The 18816-nt window shown below is 54.1% G+C and carries 4 protein-coding genes; all 4 read right to left on the reverse strand.

The features are described from left to right. Nucleotides 1–50: 50 nt before the first annotated feature. Nucleotides 51–1784, reverse strand: a complete 1734-nt coding sequence (locus C161_RS02910) for an ABC transporter ATP-binding protein (protein ID WP_036668144.1) — start codon at nucleotides 1782–1784, stop codon at nucleotides 51–53. Beyond that, nucleotides 1781–3607, reverse strand: coding sequence for an ABC transporter ATP-binding protein (locus C161_RS02915; protein WP_036668145.1), 1827 nt, complete (start codon nucleotides 3605–3607; stop codon nucleotides 1781–1783). The genes C161_RS02910 and C161_RS02915 overlap by 4 nt, the downstream gene beginning before the upstream one ends. Next, nucleotides 3597–6875, reverse strand: coding sequence for a non-ribosomal peptide synthetase (locus C161_RS02920; RefSeq protein WP_036668146.1), 3279 nt, complete (start codon nucleotides 6873–6875; stop codon nucleotides 3597–3599). The genes C161_RS02915 and C161_RS02920 overlap by 11 nt, the downstream gene beginning before the upstream one ends. Nucleotides 6876–7027: 152 nt before the next feature. Then, nucleotides 7028–18694, reverse strand: a complete 11667-nt coding sequence (locus C161_RS02925; protein WP_235193720.1) for a non-ribosomal peptide synthetase — start codon at nucleotides 18692–18694, stop codon at nucleotides 7028–7030. Nucleotides 18695–18816 lie beyond the last annotated feature (122 nt).

The following is an 18816-nucleotide window of genomic DNA, read 5'->3' on the forward strand; positions in this document are numbered from 1 at the left end:
TAGGCTTTATACCTGAATATCAGCAGGAAGCCGCCCGCCGAAAAGCGAGTCTAGCCGTACAGCCGCGCGTAGTAACCTCCGAGCGCCAGCAGTTCCTGATGGCGGCCCCGTTCCACGACCGTTCCTTGATTCATGACCGTAATCAAATCCGCATGTTCCACAGTGCTGAGACGGTGGGCAATCAGAATGGTGGTGCGCCCCTTCATCAATACGTTCAGAGCTTGCTGTACCCAATGCTGGGATTCGTTATCCAATGCAGAAGTCGCTTCGTCCAGCAGTAGAATCGGGGCGTTTTTGAGAATCGCCCGGGCGATCGCAATTCGCTGCCTTTGTCCACCTGACAATGACGCTCCCCTCTCTCCCACCGGCGTTTTATACTGTTCAGGAAGTTCCTGAATAAAATGGTGAGCGTACGCCGCTTTGGCCGCTTCCACCACTTCTTCATCCGTTGCATCCGGGTTGCCATAGCGGATATTTTCCTCAATCGTGCCGGTAAACAAAAACGGTTCCTGCGGAACGTATGCAATCTGCCTGCGGATTTCTTCCAGCGTGTAATGGCCGAAAGGTTTACCCTGAAGCAGGATATTTCCGCTGTCCACAGGATAAAAGCCGAGCAACAGCTTAATCAGCGTACTTTTACCGCTGCCGCTGGCTCCTACAATCGCAGCGACCTGACCAGGAAACACTTGCATGGACATGTCGACAAGTACCTTTTTATCCGCCTGATAGGAAAATTCCACATCGCGAAACTCCACCGCAGCCTCCGATACAAGCTCGCTACGAGAAGATCCCAAACGCTCCGGTTCCTCTTCCTCACTTAGTACCTCTTGAATCCGGTGAGCGCCCGCGAGCGAATTTTGGGTCATCGACAGAACCATCCCCAGGTTCAACAAGGCGTGCGTCAGATTCACTTGCAAAACTGCCAGAGCGGCGACACTTCCCATTCCCATCAATCCGTAAGCATAAAGAAGACTGCCGATGACGATGATGCCGCAGAACGTGACATAGCTGATAAAATGGTTCACCGCAGCCTGCATACCGTTCTTTTTCGCCGTTTGCCGAAGCGTTTGCGTCATTTGCTCGTTCAACGCCTCGTACTGGCCGTAAATCGTGCGGATGCGAAACAGCTTCACAATTTGAATGCCGCCCATAAAATCTTTAAATTTTTCGGTCATTTTACCGAGCGTACGCAAGCCTTGCTCGGACAAAGCGCGGATATCCCGTGCAAATTTCAGGCTGACCAGAGAAGACAGCAGCAGAATGACGAAGGATACGCCAGCAAACCGCCAATCGATCACCGCCATAGAGACAATGGAGCCGATGCAGAAGACAACTTGAAGCAGCAAAACGAAGTAAACCTGCGAGAATGTAAACTCAACGGTCGTTACATCGTTGTTCACTCGCGACAGCAAGTCCCCATGATGGTTCTGCTCCAGGAATCTCGGCCGCACCCGGCACAGCTTGTCATAAAGACGTTTGCGGATATTCAGCACAGTCAGCTCGACACTGCGCTGGTATAAGTAAATGAACCAGGGAGAAATTATATTTTCCAGGAACAGGGCCGCGCCCAAAATAACAAAAGCTTCTACCATCAGGGACGTATCTCGGGACACGGCGAAATCAACCAAGTTATGTACGACCAAGCTGAAGGCGATCAGAAACAATGTCTGGGTGAGCGCCGTTACAGCAAGGCCAATCGCGTACTGGGTTTTGCGCTTGCGGTTCATAAACGTCAGCAAGTAGCCGAGTTCTTTCACTTGTGATAGCCTTCCGCCCTTTTTCATGTGTACGACACCTCCCTGCGTTCGGCAGACTCGGTAAACTCCTGGTAATACGACTGGGCGTACAGTCCCTTCCTCTCGAGCAATTGTTCATGAGTGCCCTTTTCGACAATACTTCCTTGTTCCATAACCCAAATTTCATCGACGTTTTGTACCGTAGAGAGCCGGTGGGCAATAACCATGGTCGTTCTCTTCTTCATCAATACGCCCAACGCTTCCTGAACCGCGCTTTCCGACTCCGGATCAAGTGCCGATGTGGGCTCGTCCAACAACAGAACGGGAGCATCCTTCAGAAACGCCCGAGCCATTGCAATGCGCTGGCGTTGCCCACCGGACAAAAACCCGCCGCGCTCTCCGACATACGTCTGGTAACCGTCCTCAAGCTGCATAATGAAAGAATGAGCCTGAGCGGCTTTGGCGGCTTCGATAATCTCGTCCATCGACGCTTCTTCCCGCCCATAGCCGATATTTTCGGCGATCGTACCGCTAAACAAATATGAATCTTGGGTTACCACGGAAAAATGCGACCGAAGCTGCTCCGGATCTGCACCGTGGATCAGGCTTCCGAACACGCGGATCTCGCCCTGATCCTCCGGAAGTGGATAAAAGCCGCATACCAGCTTAAACACCGTACTCTTCCCTCCGCCGCTCGCTCCGACAAGTGCAATCGTCTTGCCTTCTGGCACCGAGAAGCTAACATTCCGCAGGATCGGGGAACTCTCTTCATACCCGAAGGTTACGTTCTGAAACTGGATGGGGGCGGCGCTTGCTTTTGGAAGCAAACGGCCATTTTCCGTTTCGGTCGGCTGCTCGACGATTTCGGAGACCCTTCTCAGGGCACCGGTCATTTCGAACGTGCGCGTTATGAGCTCGGGAATATGCTCCAGCGGCTCCAGACACAGATTAAGCAAGTACAGGAAGGCGATCAGTTCTCCCGCGCCTAGCTGCCCGTTGTAGATCAAATAGCTTCCGTAACTGACGGCGAAAATGATCGGGCTAATCATCAGCGTAGAAAGCAGCGGGTTGACCCAGGCTTCCCGCTTTTTCACGGCCAGCTTTTTTTGAGCTGTCAATTGCAACAGCACTTGGTAGGAGCGAGATAACATACCGGATAGCAGGTAGCTTTTTACAATAGGCATCCCCCCAAGCGTATCCTGGAGGTTGACGTTCATTCGGCCCATGTTCGCCTGGGCTTCCTCCGTCAACTGTTCCAACTGCTTGCCGATCCATTGGGAAACCAGCAGTGCTACGGGAAATAACAGCAGGCTGTACAGCATCAGCTCCCATTGGAGATACATCAAATAAGCGAAACAGCCGATAAATAATAGCGGATGATAAAACCACTGGGCGAGGTCCCGAATCATAAATTGCTGGATGAGCTGCAGATCGTTGTTGATCCGCGACAACACGTCGCCGGAGTGCTGCTTTTCCAAATAGGGGACCGGGAGTTTGCCGATATGACGCATGACATGGTTGCGGATATCCTGCACCGCAGAGGCACTGCTTCGCTCCACACCAAAGCTCATGAAAAACTTCGCCGGCACACCGATCAAGATGACCACAAAGACCGTGTACACGATCTGCAGAACGATAGGCCCCGCCCCATTCTCGGCCTGTGTGGTCAGCTGCTCGACCAAACGTCCCGTCCATATCTCAATAACCGCGGCGGCAATTGCGGACAGGATACCGACGATCATCCAGCCTTTGTGACGGCTTACATAGGACATCAGCCAGCGGAACGCTTTCCAGGTGGCATAAGCGGTTCGGCGCTTGGAAGGCGCCGCTGTGCCTTGTCCTTGAACAGACGTCTGCCGGTCAGCTCCCATGCAGGACCCCTGCCTCCGCTTCGATCTGCTGCTTGATTTGCACTAAGATGTCACGGATGACAACGGCCGTTTCGTCCACGCGCGCGAGTTCCAGTAACTCCTCGTGTGCGCCCTCCAGCCGGTAATCGGCGTAAGCTTGCGTCGTTGCCCTCTGCCAAGACGGCAACTGGTGCTCCAGGCGGAACGCTTCACTGTCCTTCGCAATCAGTTCGTAAATCCGGGCAGTTATCGTTCCTGAATTAATAAGCTGCGCTTCGTACGTCAATGTGGCTTTGATCTTCCGATGAACACGCTCCCGCACGAGCGGATTGCTCATTAATTCCTTCTCTTCTTCGTCGAAATCCGCAAGCATCTCTTCAAGCTCTTTCTCAGACGTTTCATAAGGTGTGAGTGTGTCCTTAATCCACGAGTCCACCATGAGCATGTCCGTTACGGAGTACCCTCTTCTTTCCATCGATTTGGCTACCTCGAACGTCAGGTTGCCTCCGAAGCAGTAACCGAGCAACACGTAGGGTCCTTCAGGCTGGATACGAACAATCTCATCCACATAACGGTTCAGCATGGCCTCGTAATCGATGACATCGTCGATAAAATCAATGCCGTAAAGCACGAATCGGCCGTCTAGTCTGCTTGCAAGCTCTCGGTAACCGATGCCGAAGCCGCTGCCTGGAGGGAAGCAGAACACGTTCAGATCCCCTGTTTTATTTAGCTTAATGAAGGAGTCTCCCCCTTTATCCAGACCCAGATCTTCCTCTCCAAAAGCCATGGCTTCAACGGTTACATGATGGAATTGGCGATTCAGCGGTATCTCGATGCCCGTTTCATCGTAAACGGCTTGAACGAGCCTAATCAGACTTAAGGAATTGCCTCCCAGCTCAAAAAAGTTATCCTTTACGCCAACCTGTGGAATGCCAAGTGTATCCTGCCAAACACGGACAATCTTCATCTCGAGCAGCGTTCTCGGCGCGACATATTCCGTTCTTCCAGTGGCGGCTTCCTCTGGCGCGGGTAGCGCTTTGCGGTCGATTTTCCCGTTCGGAGTCAGCGGCATCCGCGAAAGCTGCACGAGGTACGAAGGAATCATATATCCTGGAAGCTGCTTGGCGAGCTGCTCCTTGAGTTCATGCGCCGCCAGCCTCGTTTCCGCAACGTAATAAGCAACAAGCTGCTTATGGCCGTTTGCGTCGTCGCGGGCGAGCACCGCCGTTTCTTGCATGGCGGCGATCTTCAGCAGCTGCTCTTCAATCTCGCCGATTTCGATCCGGTAGCCGCGGATTTTCACCTGATGATCGATCCGCCCCCGGTATTCGATGTTGCCGTCCGACAGCCAGCGGGCGAGATCTCCCGTCCGGTAAAGGCGTTCTCCCGGCGCAAACGGATGTTCCACAAATTTCTCTGCCGTCAGCTCCGGTTGGTTCAGGTAACCTCTCGCAAGCCCCACGCCTGCCACGCACAGCTCTCCGTCCACTCCAGGAGGCACAAGCTGCAGGTGGGCATCCAAAATGAAAATCCGGTGATTGGACAGCGGGCGCCCGATCGGAATAACTCTGCGCTCCGGCTGCTGCTCAACCGCATCCCAAAGCGTCGTAACAATCGAAGCTTCGGTAGGCCCGTAAGCATTGAAATAGTGGACCTTCTCCTTCCACTGCTGCACAAATTCGGCCGATACCGCCGAACCTCCCGTTACAAGCTTCGTTAAGCTGGGAAGGCGGTCCGGGTTCAAATATGCGCTGTACGTCGGAGGCAAAATCGCCGCCGTAATCGCATGCTCGTTCATATAACTCTCGAACAGGCGGTTGTCGAGAATCGTCTCGGCCGTCGGGATGTACAAAGTCGCGCCAAAATAGAGCGCTTTGAACACTTCCCAGCAGGACGCGTCGAATGACAGGCTGGCGAATTGAACGATCCGGTCATGCTCCGTGATGCCCAGCCTGTCCGCGAACATCAGCTTTAAACTGACCAAACCACGATGCTCCAGCATGACCCCTTTGGGTTTGCCCGTCGTACCTGATGTATAGATGACATAAGCCAGATCATTCGGACCGCTGGCCGGCTCCAGATTCGAAGCATCCAGCACACCAGTGGATTCCGCCCCGCTATCGCCCCAAACAAAATCGTCTAATTCAAGGCGTGTTCCTTCAAAGTCGGTCTTCTCGTGCAGATGTTTTTGAATCAGCAATAACGGTGTGCCTGAATCCTCGATCATGAAGCGGATGCGCTCCTCCGGGTAGTCGGGATCGACAGGCACGAAGGCTCCGCCCGCTTTAAGAATTGCCAGAATGCCGACGACCATATCAAGCGAGCGTTCGACCAGAATTGCTACCAGCTGGTCTGCTTCTACTCCTTTTTCCCGCAGCTTCCGCGCAAGGCGGTTGGATCGCTCGTTCAGCTCGCGGTAGGTCAATTGCCGCTCGTTCATGACGACGGCCACGTTATCCGGGCGATGCTCCGCCTGTTCTTCGAACAAGCCATGAATCGTTTTCCCCCGCTCGAACTCGGTTTCGGTGTCATTAAATCCCTTGAGCAGCATCTCCCTCTCGACTGGGAACAGCATATCGACTTGTCCAAGCTCCAGATCCGGCTGAAATAAAAGCATGGACAGCAACCGAACAAGATGGTCGGCCGCCTGCTCCATAAATGCCCGCTCGTACCGCTGTCCGTCAAAGCTTATTTCCAGCTTGATGGAGTCGTTTTGGCGGTCGAAGCGAAAAACGGTATCAGCCGCCACACGGTTACCCAGCGGTCCAGGATGAATCGGGGCGAAGGATGCGATGGTGTTGACGACCGGGAGGCCATGCCCCGTATAGTTCAGATGGAGCGGCTCCACCATTTTTCGAAAAGGCAGGTGCTGATGCTCCAGCGCCTCGCCGATGGAGCCTTTGATGCCCCCAAGCAGCGTTTTCAGCGTAGTCTGGCTGCTTACCGATGTCTTGATCACCAAGATGTCATGCGGCGGCGTCTCGCCCTGGTCTGCGCTATACGAAGGCATGCCGACCAGCACTTGGTCCCGCCCGGTATATTTGAACAGCAGGCTTTTAACTCCTGCCAAAACAATCATGTACAGAGCCAAATCCGAACCGCTGGCGAGACCAATGATTCTCTCCGAGAGTTCGCTCGGCAGAGTACGGTGAAGCAAGTCCGGCTCTGCCGCAGCTTCGCCACCCACAGATAATTTGGAGGATTGACTGTAGGGAAGGAAGCTCAGGCTATCATCTGCGTCAAACTTGCCGCTCCAGTACCGTTCTTCCTTTTCAAATAACGATTTCATTCGTACCTCCCCTAAAAATGAAGTGACCGCATACCCCGACGCAGGTCCGAAAGAGCTTGCTTTCGGCCTGCGCGTTTACGGGCTTGCATGTTGTTCGCGTTTTCCTTGGGATACACGCGCTGTCGCTTGATGACGGAAGCGCGCTTGTAACATTAGAATGCGAATTCGATCGTATCAACAGCACTCTTTGCGCCTGCCGCCGGTTTATGACATTCAATTCGGCTTAGCTCGAGTTGTGGATTTTCCGCAATTTGAGACAGTACCCGCAGGTAATCCTCAGTCAAGGTGCGGATCATCGTTTCTTTAAACAGCTTGGTGGCGTAGAAGAAGCCCCCGCTCAACGCCCCTTCGTTTTCATACATAAACAGCGTCAGATCAAACTTCGCTTCTTCCAATGGGTCAAGCTCGTAATTCTTCAGGCTGACCCCTTCCAGTTCGGCGTCTCGTTCTTCGATATTTTGCAAGTCGAAAACGGCATCGAACAGCGGGAAGCGGCCCGGCTCCCGTTTCACATTCAAACGCTCCACGAGATCCTCGAATGGATAATCCTGATTCTCAAAAGCACCCAAAGCCGTTTCCTTCACTTCTTCCAGGTAGGACAAGAACGTTTTGTCGCCAGACGGACGATTGCGGAGCGCCAGCGTATTAACAAACATGCCGATGACCGGCTCCAAATCGGCGTTAGTTCTTCCAGCCACCGGGGTACCCACGATCAAGTCCTCCTGACCGCTGTACTTGGACAGCAACACAGTATAAGCCGCAAGCAGCACCATGAACAGTGTGCTTTCACACTCGGCAGCCAATTCGCGCAACCGCGCAGAGAGAGAAGCTTCGACGTCGAACTCCACATGCGCGCCTTCGTAGCTACGAACGGCAGACCGTTCGTAGTCCATCGGCAGGTCCGCCGTGGGCAGCTCGCCTTCGAAGGTTTGCAGCCAGTACGCTTCCTGCCGCCCGATTCGCTCTCGGTGGGCCTTCGACTGCTGCCAAACGGCATAATCCTTGTAATGAATGCGCAGGGGTGGCAGCTGTTCTCCGGCGTAGAAACTCGAGAACTCCTCCATCACAATCGCCATCGATACGCCGTCGGACACGATATGGTGCATATCGAAAAGGAGAATACGCAGGTGCGGCTCCAACTCGATGACCCCGGCGCGCAGCAGCGGCGGTTGGCCGAGATCAAACGGACGAACGAAGTTGCGGACGATCTGCTCGATTTGATCTGAATCCTCTGTATCCGCTTGATGATGCTCGATAGCAAAATCGACCTGTGGGTATATCCGCTGAACCACTTCGCCCTTCATCATTTCAAAACCGGTGCGCAGCGATTCATGCCGTGTTATCAATTTTCGCAAGGCGGCTTCCAACCGGTCTAAATCAAACTCACCTTCCACCTGCACCAGTTCCGGCATGTTGTAAAGCTGATCTGCTCCATCCAGCGTGTGCTGAATGAACAGCCGTTTCTGCGCGGAGGACAGAGGGTAGTACTCTCTCTCTTCCGCTTGAGGAATGGCCTCATGCTCCCGCCGTTCCATCCGGGTGATCGCCTCGGCCATCGCCGCAATCGTTGAGTGACGGAATACGTCGCGCAGCGGCAGGTTGACGTTTAATTCCTTAAATATTTTGCCTGCCAGCGTCGTCGCCCGCAGGGAGTGACCGCCGATGTCGAAGAAGTTGTCGTGAACGCCAATCTGCTTCGCAAGCCCCAGCACCTCCTGCCAAATCACCGCCAGCTTCATTTCCAGCTCATTGCGCGGTGCGACATACTCCGTTCCGCTTCCCGCTTCCCCTTCCGGCGCTGGCAGCGCCCTCCGGTCTATTTTCCCGTTCGGTGTCAGAGGCAGACGCTCCAGCTCCACAAAGTACGACGGGATCATGTAACCCGGCAACTCCTGTGCCAGCGCACTGCGCAGATCGTTCACCAACAGCTTCGCACCGGTATCCGGCGTGTAATACGCACACAGCGCCTTCTGACCGTTCGCATCACTTCGAACCAGCACCACCGCTTCGCGCACACCTTCCACCCGCAGCAACTGCGACTCGATATCACCCGCCTCGATCCGGTAGCCCCGGATTTTCGCCTGGTTGTCGATTCGGCCGATGAAGTCCACGTTGCCGTCCTCCATCCACCGCGCCAAGTCTCCTGTGCGGTACAGCCGCTCACCAGCAGTGAAGGGACTGTCTACAAACTTCTCTTCTGTCAGATCTGGACGGTTCAAGTAGCCTCGTGCCACGCCGACTCCGCCGATAACCAGCTCGCCCAACACCCCGACCGGTACTGGGTTCAGTTGTGCATCCACGATGTAGAAATTCGCATTCAACCACGCTTTGCCAATCGGAACATGGCCTGTCTGCGGCAGCTTCGCCAACTCCTCCTCATAGAAACTGGAGTCGATCGCCGCTTCCGTCACGCCGTAGGCGTTGATGATCCGGAACGACGAGCCGAACCGTTCCTGTAAGGTTCGGTAATCCGCCACACTGCAACTGTCCGAGCTTGTGATCAACAGCTCCATCCCGCTCAACTCCAGCCCTTGCTCGTGCACGTATTCCATAAACGGTACGATCAGTGCTGGTGTTGATTCAAAGATCGTCACTTGCTCCCGCTCTATCCAGTGGTGCAGGCGAGACGGATCAATCCGATCATCCTTCGGTACAATGACCATGGTGCCTCCGTTATACAACGTGCGTGCGATATCACCCACGAACACGTCAAACGAGAAGCTGGCGAGTTGCAGTAACCGGACTGGGAACTGATCCAACCGGTATTCCCGCCGGTAGCCCGCTGCCGTGTTCACCAAGCTGCGGTGCTCAATCATTACACCCTTCGGCTTGCCTGTTGTCCCCGACGTGTAGATCACGTACGCTAGGTCCTCAGGACGAGCTTCATGGAAGCTGTCCAAGCCAGCAACCTTCAGATGACTCGGATCATCGCTGTTCACAGCACCCGTCAGCTCGCCGGGGACTTTACCGGAAACCATGCTGGAGCCAAGCGGTGCATTCTCCCGGTTTTCGCTGTATGACATTTCGTCGTCGAGGTACAACACCTTTGCAAGTGCCAGTTCCTCTTGGCTGAGCCAGGCTTCAGCACGCTCTCTCAGCAGCGTTTGTGTCAGCAGCACCTTCGCTTCGCTGTCTTCAAGCATAAACCGCACGCGGTCCGCCGGATAATCCGGGTCAAGCGGTACATATGCCCCGCCTGCTTTCCAGACGGCCAGCACGGCCACCAGCAGGTCCACCGAGCGCTCGGCGAGAATGCCAACAATCTCCTCCCGGCCGATTCCACTTGCGCGCAGCGTGGCCGCTAAGCCGTTCGCCCGTACGTTCAGCTCCGCATACGTCAGCCGAACGTTCTCGTAGACAACGGCTTCCGCTTCCGGTGTACGTTCCGCCTGTTCCTCGAACAGTCGGTGGAACGCGGCCGCCGGAGCCGCTTCCGGCTGCGCCGGGTTAAACGCGCCGAGAATTTGTTCTTTTTCCTCTTCCGTCAGCAAGTCCAGCTCAGCGATCTTTGCATTCGGATGGCTTACAATCGCCGCTAGCAAATGTCCAAAATGAATCGATAGCCGCCGGATCGTGCTTTCTTTATAAAGAGCCGTTGCGAATTCAAAGTTGCACTCCAGTCCGCCATTTTCTTCCGTAACATCCACACTCAGGTCGAACTTGGCCATACCATATTCGCTAGGGTACGGGGACAATTTCAGCCCTTCCAGCTCAAACTCTGACTCCTCCAGGTTTTGCAGGGAGAACATCGTGTCAAACAGCGGGTTGCGGCTCAAATCCCGGCTAACCTGCACTTTATCGACGAGTTCTTCGAACGGATAATTCTGATGCTCGTAAGCGCCTAAAGTCGTTTCTTTCACTTCTTCCAAATACGACAGGAAGGTCTTCTCCGAAGCCGGATAATTGCGGATCGCCAGCGTGTTGACGAACATTCCGATCAAAGGCTGCGTGTCGCCGTGCGTTCTGCCCGCAATCGACGTTCCGACGATCAAATCGTCCTGACCTGTGTATTTATGCAAAAGCACGGTATATGCGGCAAGCAACACCATATATAGCGTCGTTCCTCTTTGAGCGGCCAGCTGTTTCAAGCCTTCGTTCGTTGCCTCGTCCACGAAGGACGTCAGCGTATGTCCCTCATAGCTCTGTACAGCAGGACGCGGATAGTCCGTTGGCATTTCCAGAACCGGCAGCTCGCCCCGGTAACGGTCCAGCCAGTAAGCTTCCTCGCGGTTCAATTGCACTTTTTGCTCGTCCGATTGCTGCCATACCGCATAGTCCTTGTACTGAATGTGCAAAGGCTCTAATGACTCACCGCCATACAGACGAACGAGTTCCTCAACAAACACGTCCATCGAAACCCCGTCGGAGATGATATGGTGCATGTCAAACATCAGTAAATAACGATCGGCTACCAGCTCTACGAGCTCGGCACGCAGTAGCGGTGGCTTCGCCAAGTCGAAAGGTCTGATAAAAGCCTGCACGACTGCAGACGCTTCTTCCTCGTTCGCATGTCGACACACGACGGAAAAATCAACGCTCTCGTAAATACGCTGTACCGCTTCGCCTTGTACGACCTCAAATCCGGTTCGCAACGTTTCATGACGTTGGATCAGTCCGCGGAAAGCTTTCTCCAGCAGGCTATGGTCAATTGATCCTTCGAGTAGCAGCACACCCGGCATGTTATAGCTCTGCTCGGCTCCTTCCAGCTGATTCAGGATAAACAGCCGCTTCTGAGCTGAGGAAAGTGGATAATACGCTCTTGCGCCTACCAGCGGAATCGACGAGAACGAATGTTCTTCGATCCGGGAGAGGGCGAGAGCCATCTGTTCGATCGTTGAGTAGCGGAATACGTCGCGCAGAGGCAACTCGACGTTCAACTCCTGATGCACCTTGCTCACCAGTGTCGTTGCCCGCAGGGAATGGCCGCCCAAGTCAAAGAAGTTGTCATGAACCCCGATGTGCTCCAATCCAAGCACGCTTTTCCATATTTCAGCCAAGTTGGCTTCGAGCGGAGTCCGAGGCGGAGTATGTCCTTCGTCTGGCTGCAAGCTCTCCTCAGGTGCCGGGAGGGAGCGGCGGTCAACCTTGCCATTCGTCGTCAGCGGGAGACGCTCCAACTGGATCAGGTACGTCGGGATCATATAGGCCGGCAGTTCCTGAGACAGCACGCTCTTCAGCTCGGCCGCCGGAAGCTCACAGTCCGCTTCATAATAGGCGCAAAGCTGCTTTTCGCCGGACACGTTTTCCCGCGCAAATACTGTCGTTTTCCGAATTCCCTCCACTTTCTGAAGCTGAGTTTCGATCTCGCCCAGCTCTATGCGGAAGCCACGGATTTTCACTTGGTCGTCCGTTCGTCCCACATATTCAATCGTGCCGTCCGGTAGCCATTTCGCCAAATCCCCCGTCCGGTACATGCGCTCTCCTGACGTAAAAGGATTGTGCACAAATTTCTCCGCCGTCAGTTCCGGCCGGTTATTGTAGCCCCGTACCAAACCTTCTCCGCCGACACATAGCTCCCCGACCACGCCGATCGGCAGCAACTTATTCCGGCTGTCGACGATATACACCGTCGTATTGCTGATTGGTCGTCCGATAGGAACGGTAAGCGCCGACTCATCAACGAAGTCGACCGGAAGGTACGTGGTAAATATCGTGCTTTCCGTCGGTCCGTAAACATGGTTGAGCCTACCCGCTCCAAGATGGGCGAGTGCTTTACGTACATGACCAACCGAGACACGCTCTCCTCCAAACAAAATCGCCCGGACATCCCGAAAACAATTGACATTCACATCTACAAGCACGTTGAAGAAAGCCGTCGTAATAAACATGACCGATATGCGCTGGCGCTGGATGAGATCCGCCAGTAGACCAATTTCCAGCAACGTCTCGCGGGGAACCAGCACCAGCCGCGCCCCGTTGGTCAAAGCACCAAAAATATCGAAAATCGCTCCGTCGAACGAATAGCTCGAAAGCTGGAGGACATGATCGCGATTGGTGATGTCGATATAATTTGTATTTTGCACAACGCGCACGATGTTGCGGTGTGAAACAAGGTTTCCTTTTGGCTTGCCCGTCGTGCCTGACGTATAGATCACGCAGGCCAGATCTGTCGCTTCAATCCCTTGATTTAGGTTTGTTCCGTCCTCGTGATAGAAAGACTCGTCATCCAGTAAGATCACCGAGTCCAAACCCGCCAGTCGCTCGCACAAGCGGCTTTGCGTCAGCATGACCTGCGCTCCTGAATCCTCTATCAAGAAACGGATACGCTCCTCTGGATATTCCGGGTCAATCGGTACGTAAGCGGCTCCGGCTTTGTGTGCTGCCAGTATACCTATAACCATTTCGATGGAACGCTCAGCCATAATGGCGACCAGACGTCCTTGGGATATCCCGTGGCTACGCAAGGTACGGGCAAGGCGGTTGACACGTTCGTTCAGCTCCCGGTAAGTCATCTCTTGCTCATTCATGGAGATGGCGGCTGCATCCGGGATGTACTCCGCCTGCTCTTCGAACAATTGAATGAGCGTCTGCCCGCGCGGAAATTCCGTCGTGGTGTCGTTAAAACGTCCGAGAAGGTCGGCCTTTTCTGCCTCCGTCACAAGTTCCAGCTCGCCCACGGTAATTTCCGGGTTATCCGTTACCTGCTCCAGCAGATGCACGAGATGCCCCTTGAGCCGCTCGATGCTGTCTTTATCGAACACTTCGGCATTAAAGTCGAATCGAATTTCGATCTCGGTTCCCGGCATCACAGTCACGTTGAAGTTATAGTTCGTCTGCTCCTCCATCTGAACGTCAGCAATTGTCAGGCCGCCGTGCTGCTGGTCCCCCGCCTGCTCCATCTGCTCGTCCACCGGATAGTTCTCGAAAGCGATGATATGGTTGATCAGATTCTGCTTTTGCACGCTACGCGCTTGAATTTCATACAGCGGATAGTAATCATAACGCCCGGAATCCAGCGCCCGCTCTTGGAGCTTCGCCATCAGGTCGGTGAACACGGTGTCCACTTCGCTATTGACGCGGACCGGCACCGTATTGATGAACAGCCCGATCATAGACTCAATGCCCGGGATTTCCGCCGGTCTTCCGGCAACGACACTGCCGAATACGGCATCGTTTGTTCCGTTATATTTTTGCAGCATTACGCCCCAAACGGCTTGCAGCAGCGTATTGACTGTAACCAGGTGCTGTTTCGCCACCCGGTCCATCCGTTTGCTCAAGTCCTTGCCTAGTTCGGCGGTGACGTGATCAGCCATAAATCTGCCGCTCGGCGCTGGTTCCTTTTGCCCCGGAAGTACGGTTTGCCCTTCGTAGCCTGCCAGGAACGCTGTCCAATAGCCGGATGCCGCCTGATCGTCCTGTTTCTCCAACCATTCGATATAATCGCCATAATCCGATCCTTTACCTCCCGCTGGCTGCTTCCCAGAGGTCAGGGTCGAGTATATCTCAAACAACTCCTGCGTCAGTTGAGCCAGGCACCAGCCGTCCATTAAAATATGCTGGAAACTCCACAGAACGTGATAACTTTGCTCTTCAGTGCGCAGAATCGTAAACCGAACGAGCGCATCATGTTCCATGTCGAAGCCACGAAGCTTGTCCTCCTCGGCCTTTTCATCCAAGTAAGCTTGTTTCTCATGTACCTGCAAATGAAGCAGCTCTTCATATTCAAAGCCGACTGGCTTATCGCGGTATATGATTTGCAGCGGCTCGCCCGCTGGTCCATTCACAAAATTCGCCCGCAGCACCAGATGACGTTTTGCAAGCTCCATCCAGCTCCTCTCAAAAAGCTGGACGTCGAGCGCTCCCCGCATCGTAAACCGTGTCTGCTCAAAGTAAGTTGCCGTTTGCCGGTCAAGCGCGCTGTGGAACCACATACCCTTTTGCATCGGCGTCAGCGAGTAAATATTTTCGATTTCCCCGAGATGACTCGAGCGCTGGGCGATTTGCTCCAATTCTGTGATGGTCAAGCCTTTAAATTGCACGTCGCTTGGCGTCAATTCGGTGTTCTCTTTGCCTGCGCAGTGGGTAATGAGCTCTCGGAGACTTTGCTCAAGCCGCTGAGCGAAGGCTTCCATCGTTTCCTTCCGATACTGCTTCCGGCTGTAGCTGAGATCGAGCGATAAAGCACCGTCCAGCACCATACCGTTGATATCCAGCACAAAGCTGCGGGCCTGCCGGTCGCTAGCCGGGCTGCCACTGGAATAAGAAGATATGTCGATCTCTCCCTGGTTGACATCATCGTCGAACTGGCCGAGGTAGTTAAAATTAATTTCCGGCTCTGCGCCCCAAACCAAGCCTTCCTCCGATTTCGAAAGATAGCGGCATATGCCGTACCCAAGCCCCTTGTTCGGAATGCGGCGCAAGTTTTCCTTGACCTGTTTAATCTGATAGGTCAAATCCCGGTCAGTTTCCGGCTCTAGGACGACCGGAAACTTGGTCGTAAACCAGCCGACTGTACGCGTGATATCGATATCCGTTCCGATCGATTCACGTCCGTGTCCTTCAAGATTGATCCGCACCCGTTCGTGCCCCGTCCATTTGCGTAAGGCTATGCCGAGCGCCGTTACCAAAATATCATTCATTTCGGTGTTGAAGGCACGGTGAACCCGCTTCAGTAGCAGCTCCGTTTCTTCGGGAGCCAAACGGACAAACAGCGATTCGCTGTCCTGCTGCGTCGTAACGTCCGCCTCCATATCCTTCGGCACGGCCGGAACCTCCATTTGATCCACGGCCTGCCAATAGGCCCGTTCCTTCTCCATCTCCGGGCTTTGCGCGTAAGCAGCCAACTGCTCGGACCAAGTGCGGTACGCATCTGTTTTCGCCGGGAAACGAATTTCTTCGCTTTTGCCAGTCTGCTCGTAACCTAGAGCGAAATCCTCCATTAAAATGCGCCAAGACACGCCATCTACCACAGCATGATGAACCCCGAGCAGCAAATGATCACCGTCCGCGCACTGGAACAGTCCCGCCTTCATGAGGGGCCCGTTCTCCAGATCGATGCCCGCTTGAATGTCCGTTGCCTTCGCTTCCACAGTCTGCGTGGGATTCTCCGCATCTTTGAAGTCGAACACGTCCAGCGTGAACATCTCGTCTTCCTGAATCGCGCGGGTCCGTGCGCTAAACCCTTGTTCCGTTTTGCGGAACACCATCCGTAAGGCATCATGATGCTCGGCCAGCTTTTGCAGCACCTGACGTACCATCTCTTCGTCGAAGCGTTCCTTCCGGTACAGCATCACCGACTGGTTGAAATGATGCGGGTCCGCAAAGGAGCTCTCGAAAAACCAATGCTGAATCGGCGTCAGCGCCGTTTCACCCGTAATTTCGCCTTGATCAATGGTACGTCCGATCGGTATCACATGCAGGCTAAGCTGTGAGATCGTCGGATATTTGAACAAATCCCGGATTTCCAGCCTGTACCCGGCTTGATGAAGCCGCGAAGATACTTGAATGGACTTGATCGAATCTCCGCCCAGCTCGAAGAAATGATCCGTTACCCCAACGCGATCGGCGTTCAATACCGCCTGCCACACATCGGCAAGCGTCCGCTCGGCTTCATTGCGTGGAGCTACGTACTCGCCGCCGGTCAGTGCGTTTCCTTCCGGGGCAGGCAAAGCCTTGCGGTCGATTTTGTCGTTCGGGGTGAGCGGCATCTGCGGAAGCTGAACAAAATGTGCCGGAATCATGTAATTCGGCAATTTTTGCGCCAGCGCGCTTCTCAGCTCGCCGAGCGTAAGAGGGAGACTAGCCACCAGGTAAGCGCACAGTTCTTGCCCACTTTTGCCTTCCCGCGCAATCACAATCGTCTCCTGCACCGAGTCGATCTTCAGAAGTTGCTCTTCAATCTCACCGACCTCGATTCGGAATCCACGGATTTTCACCTGATGGTCGATCCGGCCCAAATACTCCATATTACCGTCCGGCAGCCAGCGGGCGAGATCTCCTGTCCGGTAAAGGCGTTCTCCCGGCGCAAACGGATGTTCCACAAATTTCTCTGCCGTCAGCTCCGGCTGGTTCAGGTAACCTCTCGCAAGCCCCACGCCTGCAACGCACAGCTCGCCGTCCACTCCCGGAGGCACAAGTTGCAGGTGGGCATCCAAAATAAAAATCTGATGATTAGACAGCGGGCGCCCAATCGGAATGACTCTACGCTCCGGCTGCTGCTCATCCGCATCCCAAAGCGTCGTAACAATCGAAGCTTCGGTAGGCCCGTAAGCATTGAAATAGTGAACCTTCGCTTTCCACTGCTGCACGAATTCGGCCGATACCGCCGAACCTCCCGTTACAAGCTTTGTTAAGCTGGGAAGACGGTCCGGGTTCAAATGAGCGCTGTACGTCGGGGGCAGAATCGCCGCCGTAATCGCATGCTCGTTCATATAACTCTCGAACAGACGAGTGTCGAGAATTGTTTCGGCTGTCGGGATGTACAAAGCCGCGCCAAAATAGAGTGCTTTGAAAACCTCCCAGCAGGATGCATCGAAGGACAAGCTCGCAAATTGAACGATCCGGTCATGCTCCGTGATGCCCAGCCTGTCTGCGAACATCAACTTCAAGCTGACCAAACCACGATGCTCCAGCATGACCCCTTTGGGGTTGCCCGTTGTACCTGACGTATAAATGACATAAGCAAGATCATGTGGACCACTGGCCGCCTCCAGGTTCGAGCCATCGTCGCTATAGGCCTGCTTGTCATCTAGCGCCAATACGCTCCCTTCGAACGGGACTTGCTGTAACAGCTCTCTTTGAGTCAGCAGCAGCTGCGCGTTCGAGTTCTCCAGAATGTAGCGAATACGTTCTTCCGGGTACTCCGGGTCGATCGGCACGTAGGCACCGCCAGCTTTCAGAACCGCCAAAATGCCAATGACCGTCTCCAGCGATCTCCTAACCATCAAGCCTACCAACTGATTGGGCAGCACACCGACCGATCGTAGCGTACGCGCCAGCTGGTTCGCCCGTTCGTTCAACTCTGCGTATGAAAGCCGCTGCCCCTCAAAAACAACCGCCGTCGCCTCGGGCACACGCTTCGCTTGCTCCTCCACAAGCTGATGAATCGTCCGATCACGAGGATAGTCCTTCTCGGTATCGTTGAAGCTTTGTATTAATTGAAATTTTTCGTCCTCCGACAGCATGTCCGCTCGCACGATGTCCAGCTCCAACTCATGAAGCCCCACGGACAGTAGGCGATTCAGATGGCCGACGACCCGATTCATGAACTCGGAGTCATATAAGTGCTCGTTATATGACAGCGCTAGCTGTATCGTCCCGCCAACTAAACTGAATTCAAAGGAACAGTCCGTGACCACGTTTTGCCCAATTTCGTCCAGATGCAACTCCTTAAGGGATACTAGCGTATGGACGAAGGGTATCCCTTCTGCATATTGCAGATCCAGCTTCTCCGTCATTTTCAAGAACGGAATATGTTGATGCTGAATGGCTTCCGGCAAGGAAGTCCTCAGTTCGCTCAGAAGCGTCTTAAAAGTTGCCCCCACCGAAAGCGAGTTTTTCAAAATGACCGTATGATTAACGGATCGACGCGTCTCCCCCTTTTTCGGCACAACCGGCATGCCAACCAGAATGTCTGAAGAACCTGTATATTTATGCAAGAGTGCCTGAACACCTGCGAGCAAAATCATAAAAGCAGCCAGCGGAGCACCCTTGCTCATTTGAAGGACCCGCTGCGCCGCTTCCTCCGAAAGCGAACCGCCAACGGTTTTCACATTGGGCACCAGGGAGTTTGGAGCTTTGCTGTAAGGCAACCGCGTCAAGGTATAATCGTCACTACCGAATTTTTCGTTCCAAAACAACGTTTCTTTTTCAAAAGCCATCTGGATCGTTCCCCTCTCTTCATCGGTAAAAGCAATCCGGCAGAGCATATGCCGAAGCAACGCTCCACTCCTTTTCAAACATCTGACAACAATATCAATGGCTTACGCCATGTCACCGCTTG

This window comes from Paenibacillus sp. FSL R5-192 (assembly GCF_000517845.1).
Taxonomy (GTDB): domain Bacteria; phylum Bacillota; class Bacilli; order Paenibacillales; family Paenibacillaceae; genus Paenibacillus; species Paenibacillus amylolyticus.